Below are 19,481 nucleotides of genomic sequence, written 5' to 3'. Positions count from 1 at the left end.
AGGCCCTGCCTTAGTGAGTCGCGAGGCTGACGCCCCACACCCGTGGTGACGAAACCGGCCATGAATGGAAGCCCTTGACGCTGTCTCGCAGCGCTGCGGAAACCATGCCGTTGTAGATGATCACCAGGGGGGTATCGTCAATCATCATCCGGTGCAGTTGGTCGAAGAGCTCCTGGCGCTTGGCCGTGTCGCTCTGCCGTACCGCATCACGCAGCACCGCCTGGGCCTGGGGGTTATCCCAGACCTTGCGCGGCTCCTTGGTCTTATCGCCCATCAGCGAATCGAAGCTGGTGGCCGGGTCCAGGCGTGATGAGTAGGAGAACGCCATCATCTGGTAATTGCCGCTCTGATAGCGCTCCAACTGGGTACCCCATTCCAGGGTTTCCATCTGGATGTTCAAACCGCTGGATGCGGCCATCGCCTGGCTTAGCAGGCCCATGTCGAACATCTGCATATAGCGTTTGTTGACGAACATCTTGATCGGCTGGCCGTGATAGCCGGCTTCTTTCAGCAAGCGTCGGGCTTCCTGCGGATCGTAGCGGTAGCCTTGCTTGGCGGTGGCGCTATAGAAGGGACTGGTTTGCGAAATCGCCGAGTTGTTGGGCTCCGAAGCACCGTTGGAGAGGGCATCGACCATCTGTCCATAGTCCAGGGAGTAGGCGATGGCCTTGCGGATGCGCACGTCCTTGAGCAGTGGGTCCTTGGTTTGAAACAGCAATCCACAGATCGCCATGATCGGGCTGGACGAGATCTGTACGCCAGGCGTGGCCTTCAGTTCCTGAGCATCGCTGGCACTGACATTGGGCAGCAGGTCGATATTGTTCGACATCAACGCGGCTTTGGCCGAAGACGGATCGGGGATCACCATGAAGCGTACTTCGTCCACCAAAGCCTGTTTTTTTCCGGTGAAGCCATCCGGTCCGGCTTCGTCGCGCAGGCTGTAGTTCTTGAAGCGCGAGAGCAGGGTGTACTGCCCGGGTTTCCATTCGGTGAGGCTGAACGGGCCGGTGCCAATGGGCTGCCTCCAGGTGCCATCTGCCGCCAGCGAATCGGGATGCAGGATGCCGCTGCCGGCACAATCGGGGCGCGCCATCGAAGTGAGGAACAAGCCGCTGGGTTGATCGAGATGGAACACGACGGTGAGAGGGTCTGGTGTTTCGATTCCAGTGATTTTCGCTCCACCTCGCCCATCGAACTCGGCCAGGCAGCGCCACTGGTTTCTGGGGTTCAGATAGCGTTCCCAAGTCCATTTGACCTCTTTGGAGGTCAAGGTCTCGCCGTTCTGAAAACGCACCTTGTCGCGCAATTTGAAGGTGTAGGTCATGCCGTCGCTGGATAGCAGAACTTCACGTGCCAACAGCGGCCCCACCGAGGAGTCCTCGCGATGAGCCACCAGGCCTTCGACGACATGCAGCATGACGGTATCGGTGTTTTCGTCGCGATTGACGCCTGGCTCGGTGCTGCGGATATCGGCGTTCAAGCCAACGCGCAAGGTGGTTTCGGCCTGTGCAAGGCTGGCGCCCAAGACGAGAGTCGTGCCTAACGCTCCATGGAGTAAGCGATTCACGGGAGGGGTTCTCCTTTGCTGAAAAGGCTGGCCAGAGCGAGGCTGGGCCTCAGCCTGTATCGGATTGTTATTGTTATGGCCTGATCGGAGTCAGCGTCTCAGGTTTTGTTTTTTTTGTGCTGCACGATCAATATGCCAGAGAGCATTCTGCTTTTAAATGTTTTTTTATGAGCAAAAAAACATTTATCGACACAAAAGCGTTCCTTGAATGCTGCTCTTGCAACATCGGCCGGATGTGGGCGAGGTGCTCGTTCGATAGAAGGGGGGGAGTGGCTGGGGACGGCAGGCAGCACTCGCGGTTTGTCGTTCAAGCCTCTGTGCCTCTGTGCTACGGCCTTTGATTTGCAGAACCAGGGCGGTGGGTGGCCATATCCAGACGGAAATCATTGGTAATCATTTTGTATTGAACCTTGGCGCGGGCGTTCTGCGAGGAATGTTGCTGCATGGTTATTAATGAGATTAAATCTCATTCTCTTTTGCTGTGTGCCTGACACTTCGTCGATGCAATGTTGCCGAGTCCTTGCCATGGCGCATCCGTGATTCTCCATAAGACAGCCTGCCGATCACCTAGAGCAACGATCTCCCTGTTCGAGATCAAGAAACGCTACGTTCCTGGAGGAACTCAATGAACAGCTGGTTCGCCAATATCAGCGTCAACCTCAAGTTGGGCCTGGGCTTCGGCCTGGTCCTGGTCCTGACCGTCTTCCTGGCACTGACCAGTTGGTCCAGCCAGGACCGATTGATCGATCGCAGCAACTGGATGAACGACATCACCCAGCTCAACATCGGCCTGACCAAGCTGCGGGTCACGCGCTTGCAGTACATGTTGACCAATGGCGACGAGACCGCCGCGCAGCACGTCCAGGTCGCCCTGGAGGGTTTCAGTGACCAGCAAAGAACCCTCCTGGGCACATTCGAAAGTCCGGAAAACATCAAGCTATTGCAGGGCCTGGGCGTGACCATTGCGGCCTACCAGGAATCGTTGGACAAGATGCGCAGCGCCTACCGCACAAGCAGGTCTGCGCGCCAGGCCATGGACCAGCAAGGAGCCGCCGCCAATGCCTTGATCGGCGAGATCAGCCGGTGGGTCGAGCAGATGCCGCCGAGCGACCAGCGCTTCGCGCAGTTCCAGGCCATCGCCCAGCTCAAGGAGGCGCTTCAGCTGGCGCGCTATGAAGTGCGTGGCTACGTCAGCACCAGCAACCCGGATACCGAGCGCCTGGCCGTGGCCCGGCTCGATGCCGCGATTGCCGAGCTGGAGCAGTTGAACACCCACTTCGGCCACACCCAGGGCGCTACCCTGCAACGCCTGACCACTGCCTTGACTGGCTATCGCAGTTCGCTGCGGGCGTTCACGGCGGCTTTTTCCGAGACCGTGCAGGCTCGCAAGGAAATGACAGACCAGAGCGTTGACTTCACCAGTCGTAGCGCTGCCCTGTACCAGATCCAGCTCGATCGGCGAGATGCCGACAGCAGCAGGGCCCACTACCTGCAACTGATCAGTACGCTGCTGGCACTGCTGATGGGCGGGCTGGCCGCGCTGATCATCACCCGCCAGATCACCCATCCGCTGCGCGACACCCTGGCTGCCGTCGAGCGCATCGCCTCTGGCGACCTGACCGAAGACTTGCATGTCACGCGGCGCGATGAGCTAGGCCAATTGCAGCAAGGCATCGTTCGGATGGATGTCACTCTGCGTGAGTTGATCGGTGGCATTCGCGATGGCGTGACCCAGATCGCCAGCGCCGCCGAGCAATTGTCGGCGGTGACCGAGCAGACCAGCGCCGGGGTCAACAGCCAGAAAGTCGAGACCGACCAGGTGGCCACCGCCATGCACGAGATGACCGCCACCGTGCAGGAAGTCGCGCGCAACGCCGAGTCGGCCTCCCAGGCTGCCGCAGCAGCCGATGGCGAGGGCCGCGAAGGCGACAAGGTGGTGGCCCAGGCCATCGAACAGATCGAGCGCCTGGCCAGTGAGGTCGTACGGTCTACCGAGGCCATGACCGTGTTGCAACAAGAGAGCGACAAGATCGGCAGCGTCATGGACGTGATCAAGACGGTGGCCGAACAGACCAACTTGCTGGCCCTGAATGCTGCCATCGAGGCCGCCCGCGCCGGTGAAGCCGGTCGTGGGTTCGCGGTGGTGGCAGACGAGGTCCGGGGCCTGGCCCAACGTACCCAGAAGTCCACCGAAGAGATCGAAGAACTGGTGGCCGGCCTGCAGAACGGCACCCAGCAAGTGGCGGCGGTGATGCACAACAGCCGGGTACTGACCGACAACAGCGTCGAGCTGACGCGCAAGGCCGGCGCCTCCCTGGGAACCATTACCCGCACGGTGTCCAGCATCCAGTCGATGAACCAGCAGATCGCCGCCGCAGCCGAAGAGCAGAGCGCCGTGGCCGAGCAGATCAGCCGCAACATCATCAACGTGCGCGATGTGTCGGAGCAAACTGCCGCCGCCAGCGAGCAAACCGCTGCCTCCAGCGTCGAACTGGCTCGTTTGGGTGGTCAATTGCAAATGATGGTCAGCCGATTCCGCGTTTGATTCTTGTGCCGATGGCCAGCGCCTGTATGCCTGCAGTCGCTTGAGCCATCCGAGGGTTCTGGAACAGCACCGATGGTCGCTCGAGAACCTCGATCCGCCAGTATGCACATGCACTGGGCTACTGCTATCGAGATTGAATCACCCTTCACAAGATAGAAGCATGATGGAAGGCCTGGGAGTGCTTATTCAACTATCGAACAGGCTCACCCACGCTTCTGGGGCGATGGTGAGCCATGCGGACTGGCCCACCATATTCTGGGATCTAGAAGGCGATTTCGACTGGAGTCCGGTTCTTGAACAGATCCATGACGGGACAATGGCGATCGACGCTTTCCTTTAGCGCCAGCAGGTCTTCCTTGCTCGCCGAGCTATCGAATTTGACCGTCCCCCGGATATTGGTGAAGCCTGGACGGGCCTCATCGGCGGCGGCGAAAAAACCTCTGAGATCAAGGGTTCCTTCAAGGGTGACGCTCACTTCCTTGAGCGGTATCCCCAGGGCGGCGGCATGCAGGTGGTAGCTGATTTCCTGGCAGGTCGCCAGGGAGGCGAGGGCGATCTCCACGGGGTTGGGCCCCTTGTTCGTTCCCCCCAGGTTTTGCGGTTCATCGACATCCAGGACGAACTCGCGGATTTTCACCTGACGATGCAGCGCACCGTCGCCGCTGCTGGTCACCGAGAAGGTCGCCATGGCCTTGCCCGGGTTGGCCTGGAAAAAATTCTGGCTCGAGAGAAAGAGTGATTGCAGATGTTCGGACATGCACAGTTCCTTTGTGTTCTCAGGTTCGCGAGCTGGGTTTTTAGCTGTTGCACAAATGTTGTGCAACCCCGTTGCCGAAGCGAAGCCGGGATAAACAGGCGCAGTGCACGCGCTTGCGGGCTGTCTTCTGGTGTATCGCCAGGGGTATCCGATCAGGGCCCTGAGAACTTGTGCCTGCGGGAGCGATTGGGTCTTTATCCGGGCGGCCATGGTCTCGCCAGGTCGCCTGTCAGGTGGCGCGATCGCTACAGGTCTTGGACGGATCAGGCCGCGCCTGGTCGATCGCGTCGATTTCGCCGAGGGCCTCAGCCAATGTCTGCTGCCCGAGCCGTTGCAATACCGTCTCATCGATATCATGTGCGAGCCGGGTGAAGTAGCTGTCGAAATTCCAGCTCACCAGGCACTGGGTGGGGTAGTCGCACCGCGCCTTGAATATCGATTTTCCCGAGATCGCGGCCTGCAGGATATCGCGCAGGGAAATCTCCTCGGCCGGCCGGTTCAACCGTGAACCGCCATGTTGGCCCATCGTCGAGCTGATGAGCCCACCTTGTGTCAACGGCACGAGCATCTGCCGCAAGAAGCTCGGATTGGTGCCAAGGCTGGTGGCAAGATCGCTGGACGTGACCCGGGTAATCCCCATTCGCTCGGCCTGGGCGAGTGACAGCATGATTTGCAGCGAGCTGGAAAAGCGAAGATCAATCATGGGGTGGGCCGTGACGAAAACGACATTCTATTGCAACGCTGCAGTAACTCTCCATAGATGGGAAACTCCATGCACTGGCCGCAGGACGCCGCTGTGGGGTTCCCCCTCGTTCGTTCAAGAAGAAGGGGAGCCGAATTTCGCCAGGGCTTGAACCTGGATACAGCAGCAGGTTGCAGGCTCTAGATAGCCTGCTTTTTGATGGCATCAGCCGAACGGCTCACGACCTCCCAGGTATCGATGGTCTTGTCGAGTTGCTCGATCTTGCCACGTGCCAGTTCGAGGGTATCGCTGCCCAGGAGCAGGCGCAGTGGAGGGTTATCGGACTGGACTGCCTTGAAGATCGCCGCTGCGATGCGCGCCGGGTCGCCGGGCGCGGTATCGCCAGCTTGCTGAATGTAGTTGACGGTTTCTTCTTTCATTGCGCGGTAGTCCTCATTGGTTGCCGAGGCTGCAAAGCTTGCGAGGGGGGCGTCGCTGATACCGGTAGGGAAAGCACCGGGTGCTGCGATCAGGACTTTGATTCCCAGTGGCGCCACTTCTTGCGCCAGCGCTTCGGACAGGCCCTCGACGGCGAACTTCGAGGCCGAATAGAAACCGGTCGTGGCGAAACCTGCGATCCCGGCTTTCGAGGAGATATTGACGATGGTGCCCGAGCGACGTGCCCGCATGCCCGGAAGCACCGCGCGCGTCATCGCGGTCAGACCCCAGACATTGGTATTGAACAATGCGCGTGCGCCGGCAATGTCGCCGTCTTCGATCATCCCGAAGAGGATGGTGCCGGCATTGTTCACCAGCACGTCGATTCGCCCGAAGCGCTCGATCGCCGCGGCCACGCCGGCGTCGATGTCGGCTGGGCGTGTCACTTCGAGTGTGAGTGCCAATACCTGGTCCTCGCCGAATTGACTGACCAGGTGCTGTAGCCGTGCGCTATCGCGCGCGGTGACTACCGCACGATGGCCCCGTGACAACACATGGCGCGCGAGCGCTTCGCCCAGCCCCGATGAAGCCCCGGTGATGAACCAGACGCGAGCATCTGTATCGGTCATTGCAAATCTCCTTAAGCCGCTGGTGATATCGGTCACGGCAGTTGCGATTGGTCTTGCCGGCTCGATGCCGGCGTTCGAGCAATAGGCGCTTGCGATCCTGGGTTCACCGCGACGCTGCTCGGGCCTGCCGGATGGGTGATGCGCCCATCCTCCGAACTTGCGGTGACTACAGAGGCACTTGCGGATACTGCAGTTTTTATTCTTGCAGATGATTCGAGCCATCTGCAATAGTTTTAAGTGCATATGGTCGCGAGCAGAAAACTCGCCTCTTCAGGGGAGGGGGAGCGTTGGTTAGGGGGGCGAGCAGCGCAGCCTTCTACCTGATCATTCATCGGCCCTGGGCGAAGCGCAGAACCCATCGCCTGCTAGACCAGGGGCTGGCACCAAGACAGGAGGCGACTGGACTGCCAAGTGACAGGGCGCGCCGGATCATGGGTGCCTGGAGTCGTTGTCGATCCTGGTCGCTACCAATGCGGGCCAGCCACCGGCCAAGCCCGGCTGCGGCAGCGAGCATCTCGGCCGGTGGCTAGCCCTGGATAGTCGGTGGCAATGCCTTGCGGATGATCAGGGCAGCAAGCTGCACCGCGCCTCTTCTGCCTGCAGGCGCAGGATCAGCCCCGACTGGAACTCGATCACCAGGTGGTGATCGGCGGGAAAGTCGTCGCTGAGGTAGAACTCACCGGTGGCGGCATCCTGCGGCACCACGCCGATGGCGTGCAGGCAACGATCGTCCTCCGGGCCCCTGGCGCAATCACGGCCATCGGCCGAGAAGTAGCTCACGCCGCTGAAGAGCAGGTCGATCGCCTCGGGCTCCTCGGGAGGCACCCAGGGTTCTGGCCATCGGCGAAAGTGCAGGGCCAGGGTGCGGCTCGTGACGTCGTACCGGATATGCTCGGCCTGGTAGAAGTTGTGCAGGTCGTGGGCGCGGCCCTGTACTTGCACCTCGATATGTCCTAGCACGAAATCGTGAAACAGCATGTTCCGGTCCTTGTTCCGGTAGGCCGCTGGGGGGGCCGGGTAGTTGGCTCAGGAACCTGGAATCAGGCCTTCCTCGAGCAGGGCCAGGGCGCCGACGATCAGCGCATGCATGCCCTGGATCAGTTCGGCCTCCATCTCCGCCACTTCCGCCAGGCGATCAGCCTCCAGTTCTGGCTCTTGGCCTGACACTGCATAGACCGTATCGGCCACGGCGAAGCAGTGGAACGCCACCGTGGCCAGCAACCAGCGGGCCTGCTGCGGCGCGATGTCGTAGGCCTGGGCGATATGCAGCTGGTGCTCGATGATCTTGTCCAGCATCGGCTGGGTCGCCGCCAGCCGGCGGATCATGTAGGGCGTCAGCCCCGGATGCGCCTTGACGAACTCCCGGGCCGAGGTGGCGAACAGGATCAGGTAGTCCTTGAGGCTGTTGCGCTGTTCGGCGTTGGCCCGGGGGATCTGCCAGCGCTGGAACAGCTCCTCGGCGATCAGGCTCTTGAGCGCATCGAGTCCCGCGATGTGCTTGTACAGCGCCATGTGGCTGACGCCCAGGGCGGCTGCGACGCCGACGAAAGTGATGTTCGACAGGCCGATACCGATGCCGGCATCGGCGATCCGTTCCCGGGTGATGGTGCGCGGGCGTCCGCGCGCCGGGGTTTTCTGTGGCGGTTCCATGGAGAGGTCCTGGCTCGATGAGGCATGACTTTTAGCTGCCTTGTCTGGTTTTGGCAAATTAGTTTATAGTCATGCAACTAAATGGTTCTGATTCTCAGATCCATCCATGAGCTATCCCCGGCCAGGGTTTTCCCGGCTCCGTTCGCGGAGCAGGCCGGTCTTCGAATGTCTGGAAAACTTCATCTATGAGCACCCATGACGCGACCTCGGCCCACTCCAAGGCCCAGGGTCCGATCAGCCAGGTCTTGACTCCCGTGCGCGGTCGGCTGATCACGGCGGCGGCCCTGTCCGCCAGTGGATCGATGCTGACCCTGGTTCCCTTGGCCGTTATCGAACGCATCGCCAGGCTAGCCCTGGGCGATGCCACCCATGTGGCCGGCGATATTGGCTGGCTGTTGCTGGTGGGCGTGGCGAGCCTGTTCTGCGGCATGGCGCTGCTCTGCGCTGGCGAGTTGCAGGCACACCTGGCCGACAACCGGATCACCCATCAATTGCGCCTGGCGATCGTCCAGCGCCTGGCCCTGGTGCCGCTGGGCTGGTTCACCGAGCGCGCCTCGGGGGAGGTCAAGCGGGCGATGCAGGACGACATCGGCACGCTGCACAACCTGACCGCGCATTTCTTCACCACCTTGGGCCGTGCCGGTGGCGCGCTGCTGATCGGGGTGATCTACCTGTTCGCCATGGACTGGCGCCTGGCGCTGCTCTCGCTGCTGCCGTTCCCCGGGTTCTTCGTGTTCCTGGGCCGGGCCATGAAGTCCAGCGGCGCCAACATGCAGGAGATCGTCACTGGCCTTGGGCGCATCGACAATGCGGTGGTCGAGTTCGTCAACGGCATCCCGGTGATCAAGGCCTTCGGCAGCAGCGGCCAGGCCCATGGGCGCTACCGCGAGGCGATCGACGCCTTCGCCCAAACCTTCATCGCCTTCACCCGGCCGCTGGTGGCGGCCATGGCCAACGCCAACGCGCTGGTCGCCCCGGTCTCGGTACTGGGGGTGGTGCTGGCCTGCGGCACCTTGTTCGTGAGCCAGGGCTGGGCCACGCCGCTGGACGTGCTGCCCTTCGCCCTGGTGACCCCGGGATTGTGCGCGCCGGTATTGTTGCTGCACTACATCCTCCACGACCTGGGCAGTGCCACCGGCGCGGCCCAGCGGGTGCAGGCCTTGCTGCAGACTCCGGTGCTGGAGCAGCCAGCCCCCGGTACCGGGCAACAGCCCCAGGGCAATGAACTGCGCCTGGAGCGGGTGAGCTATGGCTACGACCCCGAGCATCCGGTGCTGGCGGACATCGACCTGGTGCTCGAACCTGGTACCACCACCGCCATCGTCGGGCCTTCCGGGGCCGGCAAGTCGACCCTGGCGCGCCTGCTGCTGCGTTTCTTCGACCCCAGCGCCGGGCGCATCACCCTGGGGGGCGTCGACCTGCGCCAACTCGACAGCGCCAGCCTCTACCGCCATATCGGCTTCGTATTGCAGGACGTGCGCCTGATCCACGCCAGCGTCGGCGAGAACATCGCCCTGGGCAAACCCTTGGCCAGCCGCCAGGAGATCGAAGCGGCCGCGCGCCTGGCCAATATCCATGAGCAAATCCTGCGCTTGCCACGGGGCTATGACTCGGTGGTGGGCGAGGACGCGCATTTTTCCGGGGGCGAGCAGCAACGCCTGAGCATCGCCCGGGCCGTGCTGCTCGATCCGCCGGTGCTGGTGCTCGACGAAGCCACGGCCGCGGCGGATGCCGAAAGCCAGGTGGCGATCCAGGAAGCACTGGCGCGTTTCTCCCAGGGCCGCACCCTGCTGGTGATCGCCCATCGACTGGACACCGTGATGCACGCCGAGCGCATCGTGGTGCTCGACAACGGCCGGGTCCGTGAACAGGGCCGGCACTCCCAGTTGCTCGAGCAAGGAGGGCTGTACGCACGGCTCTGGAGGCTCGGTGGCTATGGCGACAACCGCAAGGAACAGGTAGCACAACCATGCTGAAGACCTTCATCCAACTGCTGGGCGAGGATGTCCCGGTATTGCGTCGCTATGCCTGGATGGCGGTGGGCTATGGCCTGCTCAGCGGCCTGACGATCACCGCCCTGGTGCCGTTGCTCGGCCGCTTGCTGGCCGGTGATACCCGAGGCACCAGTGCCTGGCTGGCGTTGTTGCTGGCCGGCGTGCTGCTGTGCTGGCTCTGGCGGCGCCAGGTGGAGCGCGCCGGGGTCGCGGTGGGCGTCGCCGTCCTGCAAGGCGTGCGCTTGCGCATGGGCGAGCATATCGCCCGGCTGCCGGTGGGCTGGTTCACGCCCGAGCACAACGCGCGGCTGGGTCACGTCATCACCCAGGGCATGATGGCCATCGCGCAGTTGCCGGCCCATGTGTTCACGCCCCTGATCAGTGCCGCGATGACCCCCTTGGCGATGGTCGTCGCCCTGGGCGTGTTGCACTGGCCGACCGGATTGCTGGCCCTCCTGGCCTTGCCGCTGCTGGCGCTCGCGGTGTCGTTTTCGACCCGCCTGGGGCGCCGCGCCGATCGCGCTTTCCATGCGCATTTCGCCAAGACCAGCCAGCGCATGGTGGAGTTCGCCCAGGCCCAGTCGGTGCTGCGTGCGTTCAACGGCGAGCAGGGCGGCACGCGCTTGCTGCGCCAGGCCATCGACCAGCAGCGCCAGTCCGCCGGGCGCTTGATCTACCTGTCGTCATTATCCTCGGTGCTCAACACTTGGGTGGTCCAGGGCATCTTCGCCGCCTTGCTGGTGAGTGCCGGCCTGTGGCTCGAACGTCTGTTGGGCCTGGGCCTGGAAGTCGGCCCGGCCATCGCCCTGGCGGTGACCCTGGTAGTGGTCAGCCGCTTCGTCGATCCGCTGCTGGAGCTGGCCAGCTATGGCGAGACCCTGCGCGGGGCCCTGGGCCAGCTCGAAGAGGCCAGCCAGATCCTCGCCGTGCCGCCTCTGGCTCAGGCCCAGTCGCCCCAGGCGCCGGGCGATGCCTCGGTCGAACTGCAAGGCGTGAGCTTCACCTATGGCCCCGGGCAGCCCGAGGTCCTGCGGGACGTCAGCCTGCGCCTGGCGCCGGGCAGCATGACTGCGTTGATCGGCGCGTCGGGTTCGGGCAAGACCACCCTGGCCAGGCTGATCGCGCGGTTCTTCGAGGTCGACCAGGGCAGCGTGCGGGTCGGTGGCGTGGATGTGCGGCAGATGTCCGAGGCGCAACTGGCCGGGCACATCAGCCAGATCTTCCAGGATTCCTACCTGTTCCAAGGCAGCATTGCCGACAACATCCGCCTGGGCGACCCCGAGGCCAGCGCCGCCCAGGTCATGGAGGCCGCGCGTCAGGCCGGCGTGGTGGAGATTATCGAACGCCTGGCCCAGGGTATCGACACCCAGGTGGGCGAGGGCGGGGCGCGCTTGTCGGGAGGCGAGCGCCAGCGCATCGCCATTGCCCGGGCGCTGCTCAAGCAGGCGCCGATCCTCCTGGTGGACGAAGCCACCGCGGCCCTGGATGCCGAAAACCAGGCGGTCATCGCCCAGGCCCTGGCCAGGTTGCGCGGCCAGTGCACGCTGGTGGTCATTGCCCACCAGCTGTCGACGGTGGCCATGGCCGACCAGATCGTAGTGCTGGACCAGGGCCGGGTGGTGGAGCAGGGAACGCCGGATGAGCTGCGTGCCAGGCCGGGGTACTACGCGCGTTTGCTCGACCAGCGTGGCGCCGCCCAGGGCTGGCGGATCGGAGCGTCCCGCTGATGCGCGCCAGCTGGCTGGGGGCCTTCGTCATCCTCTGCGGCGCCTCGTTGCTGGTGGGCGCCCGGCAGTTCTCCCTGGGGCAGCTGTTGTCCGGGGCCGGCGATGCCTGGCTGACCCTCACCGCCAGCCGCCTGCCACGGTTGATGGCGCTGGTGCTCAGCGGTGTGGGGCTGGCGGTGTGCGGGGTGATCCTGCAGCACATCGTGCGCAACAAGTTCGTCGAACCGGCCACCACCGGCGGCCTGGATGCGGCCAAGCTGGGCATCCTGTTGTCGCTGGTGCTGCTGCCGGGCGCCGGCACCCTGGGACGCATGCTGTTCGCCCTGGGGGTGTGCTTCGCCGCGAGCCTGGCGTTCGTCCTGATCATCCGCCGCGTACCGTTGCGCAGCGCAGCATTGGTGCCGGTGATCGGCCTGATGTACGGCGGCGTGCTGAGCGCCCTCGCCGAGTCCTACGCCTATCGCCATAACGTGCTGCAAAGCATGCAGGGCTGGTTGCTCGGGGACTTCTCCCGGGTGGTCCAGGGCCACTACGAAATCATCTACCTGATCTTGCCGATCGTGGCCCTGGCCTATCTGTATGCCCAGCGTTTCACCGTGCTCGGCATGGGCGAGGGCATGGCCGCGAGCCTGGGCCTGAATTATCCGGCGACGGTGGCCCTGGGGTTGCTGCTGGTGGCCGTGACTGTATCGGCCACGGTGATCACCGTGGGCTCGATTCCCTTCGTCGGCCTGGTGATCCCGCAGCTGGTCGCCCTGCGCCACGGTGACCAGCTGGGCCGGACCCTGCCGCTGGTGGCCCTGGGCGGCGCATCGCTGCTGCTGGTCTGCGACCTGGTGGGGCGCCTGGTCATCTACCCCTACGAAGTGCCCATCGGCCTGACGGCCGGATGCCTCGGCGGCGTGCTGTTCCTGATCCTGCTGGTACGGGGGCGCCGATGAAGCCTTCGCACTATGGGGTGTGGCTCGCGGTGTGCGCCCTGGCGCTGCTGTTCCTGTTGCTGGGCTCGGGGCTGGATTTTGCCCAGGTGATCCCCAGGCGCCTGGTCCGGCTGGGGGCGATGGTGATCGGCGGGGTGTGCGTCGCCTGGTCGTCGATCGCCTTCCAGACCTTGACCTGCAACCGCATCCTGACCCCGGCGATCATGGGCTACGAGGCGGTGTACCTGCTGTTGCAGGCGGTATTGGTGGCGGTGCTGGGCATGTCCGGCCTGCTGGTGCTGGGCGCCCATGGCAACTTCGGGTTGTCGGTGCTGCTGATGCTGGCCTACTCCTGGGCGCTGCACCGCTGGCTGTTCGGCGATGGCCGGCGCGACCTGTTCTTCCTGCTGCTGGTGGGGCTGGTGCTGACCATGGTCATCGGCACCTTCACCCAGTTCGTCCAGTACCAGGCCAGCCCTGGGGAGTTCTCCATGCTGCTGGGGTTCAGCCAGGCCTCGTTCAACCGGGTGCAGCCCCAGCAGTTGCTGTACGCCGGGTTGCTGGTGGCGGGGCTGTGCCTGGTAGGGCGCAAGACCCTGGCGACCCTCGATGTGCTGGCGCTGGGGCGCGACCAGGCGATCTCCCTGGGGGTCGACTACCAACGCTGCGTGCGCCTGCAACTGGCGCTGATCGCCGGCCTGGTGGCGGTGTCCACCAGCCTGCTGGGGCCCGTGGCCTTCATGGGGGTATTCGTGGCGAACATCGCCTATGCCCTGGCCGGGACCTTCCGCCACCGGGTCACGCTGCCCCTGGGCTGCGCCATCGCCGTGGGCCTGTTCCTGCTCGCCCAGCTGCTGGTCGAGCACCTGTTCAACTACAAGACCACCGTGGGCCTGCTGGTCAACCTGTTGTGTGGCGCTTACTTCCTGGCCCTGATGCTGCGTACCCGAGGAGCTGCATGATCACTGTCCACGACCTTCACAAGAGCTACGGCACCAAGACTGTGCTGCACGAGGTCAACGTGCAGTTCCCGGCCCGTCGCCTGACCTCGCTGATCGGTCCCAACGGCGCGGGCAAGTCGACCCTGTTGATGATGATCGCGCGGCTGCTGGAACCGACTCGCGGCAGCATCCTGGTGGCGGGCCGCGATACCCGTGGCATGGCCATCGGCGACTACGCCCGCACAGTGGCCACCCTGCGCCAGGCGCCGGACTTCAACCTGCGCCTGACGGTCGAGGAACTGGTGGCCTTCGGGCGCTTTCCCTACAGCCGCGGCGCCCTGACCCGGGCCGACCAGCAGGCGATCGACGAGGCCATTGCCTTCCTCTCGCTGCAGGAGCTGCGCGCGGCCTTCCTCGATGAGCTCAGCGGTGGCCAGCGGCAGATGGCATTCCTGGCCATGACCATCGCCCAGCAGACCGACTACCTGCTGTTGGACGAGCCGCTGAACAACCTCGACATCAAGCATGCGGTGCAGATCATGCGCGCCCTGCGCCGGCTGTGCGACGAACAGGGGCGCACGGTGGTGCTGGTGGTGCACGACATCAACTTCGCCGCCAACTACTCGGACCACATCGTGGCGATGAAACAGGGCGCCGTGCACGCCGCCGGCAGCGTCGCCCAGGTGCTGACCGAAGAGCGGCTGCGAGAGCTCTACGGGCTGGATTTCAGCATCAGCCATGACGCCCGCGGCTACCTGTGCAACTACTTCAACCCCGCAAGAGAACTGAAATGACCCGACATCACACAAGCAGGTATGGGACGTTGGCCCTGTTGGTGGCCGCGATCCTGGCCGGGCAGGGCTGCCAGGATAAAACCGCCACCTCGCCCGCAACGGGCCAGGCTGCGGCTGCTGCCAACCAGGCCCCGGCCTACACCCCGGTCACGGTCCGGCACCAGCTGGGCACCACGCTGGTGGAGCGACTGCCCCAGCGCACGGTGGCCCTGGACATGAACGAAGTGGATTTCCTCGACCAGCTGGGCATTCCCGTGGCCGGCATGCCCAAGGATTTCATCCCGCACTTCCTGGACCGGTACAAGCAGGCGGCCCAGGTCGAGGACCTGGGGGCGATCGTCCAGCCCAACCTGGAGCGGATCTATGCCGTGAAGCCGGACCTGATCCTGATCACCTCACTGCAGGCCAGCCACTACCAGGAGCTGAGCGCAATCGCGCCCACGGTGCATTTCGATGTGGATTACCGCGACAGCCAGGGCCGGCATATCGAGGTCATCAAGGAGCACCTGGCGAGCCTCGGCGAGATCTTCGGCAAGCAGCAACAGGCCCGGGAGCAGGCCGCGCAACTGGAGGCCAAGGTGCAGCAGGCCCGGCAGGTCACGGCAGGCCGCCCTGAGCGCGCCTTGATCGTGCTGCATAACAACGGCGCCTTCAGCTCCTTCGGCGCGCATTCGCGCTATGGCTTCATCTTCGATGCGCTGGGGGTGAAACCGGCCAGCCCCGAGGGCGAGACCGGCCTGCATGGCCAGCCGATCTCCAGCGAATTCATCCAGCAGGCCAACCCCGACATCCTCTACGTGGTGGACCGCACCGCCGTGATGGAAGGGCGCCCGGCCCTGGATGCCCAGAGCCTGGACAACCCGCTGCTGCGCCAGACCAACGCCTGGAAGAACGGCCGTGTGGTCTTTGCCGATGCCCAGGCCTGGTACGTCACCGCCGCCAGCCCGACCTCGGTGAAGCTGATGATCGACGACGTCATCAAGGGTTATCAGCCCTGACTTCGAGCTAAGGGCTGTTCGCGGCATTTGCGTGGTAGCAAGTGATTATCAACAGCCTTAGCTCTTGCATTCGAATCAAGCCAACTAATCAGAAAAACACCGCCTTTTCACTTCAACGGAGCTGTAGCGTGACTCACCGTCATTCTTTCCATCGCAATGCACACCTTTCCCAGGCTTTGGTCGTCAAACCCCTGGCCGTCGGCGTCCACCGCGGGCTGGCAGGGCTGGCCCTGGGGGTCCTGGCCACGCTGGCGGCGCCGGCGGGCGCAGAGGTTCGCGAGCCGGCCGAAGCGACCCAGGACCGGGCACTGGCGTTGCCCGCCACCACGATCCAGGGCGAAGCCGTCTCCAGCCTGCCACCGGCCTACGCGGGGGAGCAGGTGGCCTCGGGGGGCAAGCTCGGCTTGCTGGGCAACAAGGACTTCATGGAGACCCCGTTCAGCACCATCAGCTACACCGAGAAATACATCGAGGACCGCCAGGCCAAGAGCATCACCGATGTGATCGCCGCCACCGATCCGGCAGTGTTCAGCAACGGCTTGACCGGCACCTTCAGCGAGAACTACTCGATTCGTGGCTTCGCCTCGGACATCAGCGACGTGACCGTCGACGGGTTGTTCGGCATGGCGCCGTTCTATCGCGTGTCCCCTGAAATGTACGAGCGCATCGAAGTGCTCAAGGGTCCCTCGGCGTTGCTCAACGGCATGCCGCCAGGCGGCTCGGTGGGCGGCACGGTCAACCTGGTGCCCAAGCGTGCTGGCAACGAACCGCTGACACGCCTGACCGGCAGCTACATGTCCGACTCGCAGCTCGGGGGGCACCTGGACATGGGCCGGCGCTTTGGCCAAGACCAGCAGTTCGGCGTGCGTTTCAACGGCGTCCACCGCGAAGGCGATGCGGCCACCGACCACCAGAAGCAGAAAGCCGACCTGGCGTCATTGGCCCTGGACTGGCGGGGCGAGCGTGCGCGGTTGTCCCTTGACCTGTACGACGCCGACCAGCGCATCACTGGCCAGAACCGTGGGATGGGCCTGGCTGCCGGGGTTGCGGTGCCCAGACCGCCCAAGGCCGGTTCGCTGCTCAACCCCGACTGGGCGACGGTGGAAAGCAAGGACAAGGGCGCGATCCTGCGTGGCGAGTTCGACCTCAGTGAACAACTGACCGCCTACGCCGCGGTAGGCAGCAGCAAGAGCGACTACGCCTACAACGGCGCCATGATCGCCACGGTGATCAACGATGCCGGCGACCTGCGCAGCAGCATGGGCCAGTTGAAGTTCCAGGTGCGCAAGGTCTCGGCAGAAACCGGCCTCAAGGGCCAGTTCCAGACGGGCGAGATCAAGCACCAGTGGTCGTTGAACGCTACCCAGTACTCGGACAAGAAGAAGGATTGGGGGCGTCGCTCGGTGCCCGGTGCCGACTGGACCACCAATATCTACCACCCGACCTGGGGTCCCAAGGCGCCCACCAGTTGGCCGCTGATCATGCACAGCGAGAGCCGCCTGCGCAGCTACGGCGTGGCCGATACCTTGTCGGTGCTGGATGATCGCCTGCAACTGACCCTGGGCGTGCGCCGCCAGGAGGTGCTCAGCGATACCTTCAGCGTCAGCACCGGCAAGCGCACCTCGCGCTATGACGAAAGCGCCACCACCCCGGCGGCCGCGGTGCTGTTCAAGGCCACCGACGACCTGTCGCTGTATGCCAACTACATCGAGGGCCTGAGCAAAGGCGGCACGGCGCCGCTGACCGCAGCCAACGCCGGCGCGATCTTCGCGCCCTACAAGACCAAGCAGAAGGAAGTCGGCCTGAAGCTCGACCTGGGCTCCTTCACCCATACCCTGGCGTTGTACGAGATCACCCGTCCGGGCAGCTACACCGATCCGGCCACCAACATCTACTCCATGGGGGGCGAACAGCGTAACCGCGGGGTGGAGTGGGGCTTCTTCGGGGCGCCGCTGGATGACGTGCGGTTGATGGGCGGCGTCGCCCATGTCGACCCCAAGCTGACCAAGACCGAGGGCGGCCGCAACGACGGCAAGAACGCCACTGGCTATCCCGAACTGCAAGGCAAGCTCGGCGTGGAATGGGATACCCCGGTGCTGCAGGGCCTGACGCTGACCGCCAACGCCACGGCGCTGTCCAAGCAGTACATCAGCGCCGACAACCAGCAGTCGATTCCCGGCTACACCCTGTTCGACGTGGGCGCCCGCTACGCCACTCAGGTCGCCAACCGCCCGGTGACCCTGCGGGGCAACGTCAGCAACCTCACCAACAAGGCCTACTGGGGAATGCCACTGACCACCAGCCTGGGCCTGGGTGCACCACGCACCTTCGAGCTGTCCGCCTCGGTGGACTTCTGAAACCCTAGCCCATGAGCGTCCACGGGCAGGCACTGGGCCTGCCCGTGGAGCGGATCGTTTTGGCGCAGGATCAGCCCTGGCAGAAGCGGATGCGATTGCCGAAGGGGTCGTAGACTTCCAGGGTCTTGCCCCAGTCTTCTTCGACGATATCGGGGCGGCCGTAGCCGTAGCGCTTGGCTTGCAGTTCATCGCGCAGTTGTTCGATGTTGTGCATCGGCACGAAAATCGTCGCCCCGGGGCTGGCATCGCCATGGTGCTCGGACAGATGCAGTTGCAGGCCATTGCGGCTGATGCCCAGGTACAGCGGCAGGTCGGCTTCGAAGCGGTGTTCGAACTCCACGGTGAACCCCAGGAAATCGAGGTAGAACTCGCGAGCCTTGGCTTCGTCGAACATCCGCAGGATCGGGATGGCCTTGTCGAAGCTGATCCCCTGGGGTTGTTCCTGAGGCAGGGCTGCGGCGGCGGTGTTCCAGTCCTTGTAGCCCAGTTGCCGGGCCACGCTTTCCAGCGCGGTGGCGTGGCTTATCGACTGGTCGTGGGAAGCGAGCGCGGTGCGCAGGCGCTTGGCCATTTGCTTGGCGTGTTCGAGAGTGATCATCGTTGCTCCTGTTCGCCGAGGTGCAGGGGTGCTCGCGTTGCCGGGCCTCGACTGTCAAGAGTGACGACAGGGTAGGGGGGACAGCGATGCTTTCACCATTCCTTGCGGATGCGAGCGGCAGGTAGCATCGACCTGGGCCGATGATACACAGCGGGTTTTACCAGTGAAAGCGGCGCTGCGGACTCAGGCCAGCAGCTCGCTGATCCAGCGGGCCTTGCGCTGGGTGTCCTGGAGTTTCTCCTCGGGCACCGCCTGCTGCGCCCGGGCGAAGTGGGCCAGGATCTTGTGCTTCTGGCGCAACTTGCGCTGCCACTTGGCCAGGAATGCCGGGCTGCGCTCCTGCATCTGCAGCGGGCCGAAGTACAGCTGCTCGGCGCTGTAGCTTGGGCTGGCGCCGCGCTCGGCGACGATGATCTCGTAGTCGAAGCGGTTCTCGCGCAGCACCTCTTCGAAGAGGATGGCGTAGCCGTTGTCCATCAGCCATTGACGCAGCGGCTGCTCGCCACCGTTGGGCTGCATGACCAGGCGCTCGCGGCCATCGAGGCGCGCCTTGCCGGCCTCGAGGATGTCGCGGATGGTTTCGCCGCCCATGCCGCAGAAGCTGATGGCGGTGATCCCGTCCCCCGGCTCGATCGCCGCCAGGCCATTGGCCAGGCGCACGCTGATGCGCTGGCCGAAACCACTGGCACGAGCGCTGCGTTGGGCGAAGTGGAAGGGCGTCAGCGCCACCTCGCCAGCCACTGCCCTCTCGATGGCGCCACGGCTCAGCAACGCCAGCGGCAGGTAGCCGTGGTCCGAGCCGATATCGGCCAGGCGCGCCCCTGCCGGTACCTGGGCCGCGACGCGCTCCAGGCGCATGGACAATGTCTGTTCGTTCAACTGCA

General features: G+C 64.1%; 16 protein-coding genes and 1 pseudogene. 9 read left to right on the top strand and 8 right to left on the bottom strand.

Annotated elements, in window-relative coordinates; all coding sequences use genetic code 11:
• Nucleotides 1-10 precede the first annotated feature (10 nt).
• The gene (locus GDH07_RS16550; protein ID WP_152898220.1) at nucleotides 11-1,525 is read right to left on the bottom strand and encodes an ABC transporter substrate-binding protein; all 1,515 of its coding nucleotides are present in this window, start codon (nucleotides 1,523-1,525) and stop codon (nucleotides 11-13) included.
• A 667-nt stretch (nucleotides 1,526-2,192) separates the two neighbouring features.
• Between GDH07_RS16550 and GDH07_RS32865 the strand changes: the two are divergent.
• Nucleotides 2,193-3,191: pseudogene (locus GDH07_RS32865) on the top strand (methyl-accepting chemotaxis protein); the annotation flags it as partial.
• Nucleotides 3,192-3,248: 57 nt separating this feature from the next.
• Nucleotides 3,249-4,112, top strand: coding sequence for a methyl-accepting chemotaxis protein (locus tag GDH07_RS32860; RefSeq protein WP_425502122.1), 864 nt, complete (start codon nucleotides 3,249-3,251; stop codon nucleotides 4,110-4,112).
• 262 nt (nucleotides 4,113-4,374) lie between these two features.
• On the opposite strand, the gene GDH07_RS32320 is transcribed toward GDH07_RS32860, so the two are convergent.
• The 5 genes from GDH07_RS32320 to GDH07_RS16520 form a co-directional block, all read right to left on the bottom strand.
• Nucleotides 4,375-4,869, bottom strand: a complete 495-nt coding sequence (locus GDH07_RS32320) for an OsmC family protein (protein WP_178124071.1) — start codon at nucleotides 4,867-4,869, stop codon at nucleotides 4,375-4,377.
• 229 nt (nucleotides 4,870-5,098) lie between these two features.
• Nucleotides 5,099-5,572: an RrF2 family transcriptional regulator gene (locus GDH07_RS16535; RefSeq protein WP_053136398.1), complete on the bottom strand. Its 474-nt coding sequence runs from the start codon at nucleotides 5,570-5,572 to the stop codon at nucleotides 5,099-5,101.
• Nucleotides 5,573-5,751: 179 nt separating this feature from the next.
• Nucleotides 5,752-6,618 (bottom strand): oxidoreductase, encoded by an 867-nt coding sequence (locus GDH07_RS16530; protein WP_152898217.1) that lies wholly within the window; start codon nucleotides 6,616-6,618, stop codon nucleotides 5,752-5,754.
• A 564-nt stretch (nucleotides 6,619-7,182) separates the two neighbouring features.
• Nucleotides 7,183-7,596 (bottom strand): hypothetical protein, encoded by a 414-nt coding sequence (locus GDH07_RS16525; RefSeq protein WP_152898216.1) that lies wholly within the window; start codon nucleotides 7,594-7,596, stop codon nucleotides 7,183-7,185.
• 48 nt (nucleotides 7,597-7,644) lie between these two features.
• Complete coding sequence (locus tag GDH07_RS16520) at nucleotides 7,645-8,268, bottom strand: TetR/AcrR family transcriptional regulator (RefSeq protein ID WP_152898215.1); 624 nt, start codon at nucleotides 8,266-8,268, stop codon at nucleotides 7,645-7,647.
• 185 nt (nucleotides 8,269-8,453) lie between these two features.
• Between GDH07_RS16520 and GDH07_RS16515 the strand changes: the two genes are divergently transcribed.
• The 7 genes from GDH07_RS16515 (at nucleotide 8,454) to GDH07_RS16485 (ending at nucleotide 17,999) form a co-directional block, all read left to right on the top strand.
• A complete protein-coding gene (locus GDH07_RS16515) occupies nucleotides 8,454-10,244 on the top strand; it encodes an ABC transporter ATP-binding protein (RefSeq protein WP_152898214.1) in 1,791 nt (596 codons plus the stop codon).
• Nucleotides 10,238-11,989, top strand: coding sequence for an ABC transporter ATP-binding protein (locus tag GDH07_RS16510; RefSeq protein WP_152898213.1), 1,752 nt, complete (start codon nucleotides 10,238-10,240; stop codon nucleotides 11,987-11,989). Before GDH07_RS16515 ends, GDH07_RS16510 begins: the two co-directional genes overlap by 7 nt.
• Nucleotides 11,989-12,930, top strand: a complete 942-nt coding sequence (locus GDH07_RS16505; RefSeq protein WP_053136382.1) for an ABC transporter permease — start codon at nucleotides 11,989-11,991, stop codon at nucleotides 12,928-12,930. Before GDH07_RS16510 ends, GDH07_RS16505 begins: the two co-directional genes overlap by 1 nt.
• Complete coding sequence (locus GDH07_RS16500; RefSeq protein WP_152898212.1) at nucleotides 12,927-13,871, top strand: iron chelate uptake ABC transporter family permease subunit; 945 nt, start codon at nucleotides 12,927-12,929, stop codon at nucleotides 13,869-13,871. Before GDH07_RS16505 ends, GDH07_RS16500 begins: the two co-directional genes overlap by 4 nt.
• Complete coding sequence (locus GDH07_RS16495) at nucleotides 13,868-14,644, top strand: iron ABC transporter ATP-binding protein (RefSeq protein ID WP_152898211.1); 777 nt, start codon at nucleotides 13,868-13,870, stop codon at nucleotides 14,642-14,644. The genes GDH07_RS16500 and GDH07_RS16495 overlap by 4 nt, the downstream gene beginning before the upstream one ends.
• Complete coding sequence (locus GDH07_RS16490; protein ID WP_152898210.1) at nucleotides 14,641-15,642, top strand: siderophore ABC transporter substrate-binding protein; 1,002 nt, start codon at nucleotides 14,641-14,643, stop codon at nucleotides 15,640-15,642. Before GDH07_RS16495 ends, GDH07_RS16490 begins: the two co-directional genes overlap by 4 nt.
• Nucleotides 15,643-15,866: 224 nt before the next feature.
• Nucleotides 15,867-17,999: a TonB-dependent receptor gene (locus GDH07_RS16485; RefSeq protein WP_152898332.1), complete on the top strand. Its 2,133-nt coding sequence runs from the start codon at nucleotides 15,867-15,869 to the stop codon at nucleotides 17,997-17,999.
• A 70-nt stretch (nucleotides 18,000-18,069) separates the two neighbouring features.
• Here the strand turns inward: GDH07_RS16485 and GDH07_RS16480 are convergent, their stop codons facing one another.
• Entirely contained in the window at nucleotides 18,070-18,597 is a 528-nt protein-coding gene (locus GDH07_RS16480) for a glyoxalase superfamily protein (protein WP_053136372.1), read from the bottom strand.
• A 183-nt stretch (nucleotides 18,598-18,780) separates the two neighbouring features.
• A complete protein-coding gene (locus GDH07_RS16475) occupies nucleotides 18,781-19,476 on the bottom strand; it encodes a tRNA (adenine(22)-N(1))-methyltransferase (protein ID WP_152898209.1) in 696 nt (231 codons plus the stop codon).
• Nucleotides 19,477-19,481 lie beyond the last annotated feature (5 nt).

Source organism: Pseudomonas piscis (assembly GCF_009380155.1).
GTDB lineage: Bacteria > Pseudomonadota > Gammaproteobacteria > Pseudomonadales > Pseudomonadaceae > Aquipseudomonas > Aquipseudomonas piscis.
The sequence above is the reverse complement of the archived record's forward strand: the minus strand, read 5'-3'. Positions and strand labels throughout refer to the sequence as shown.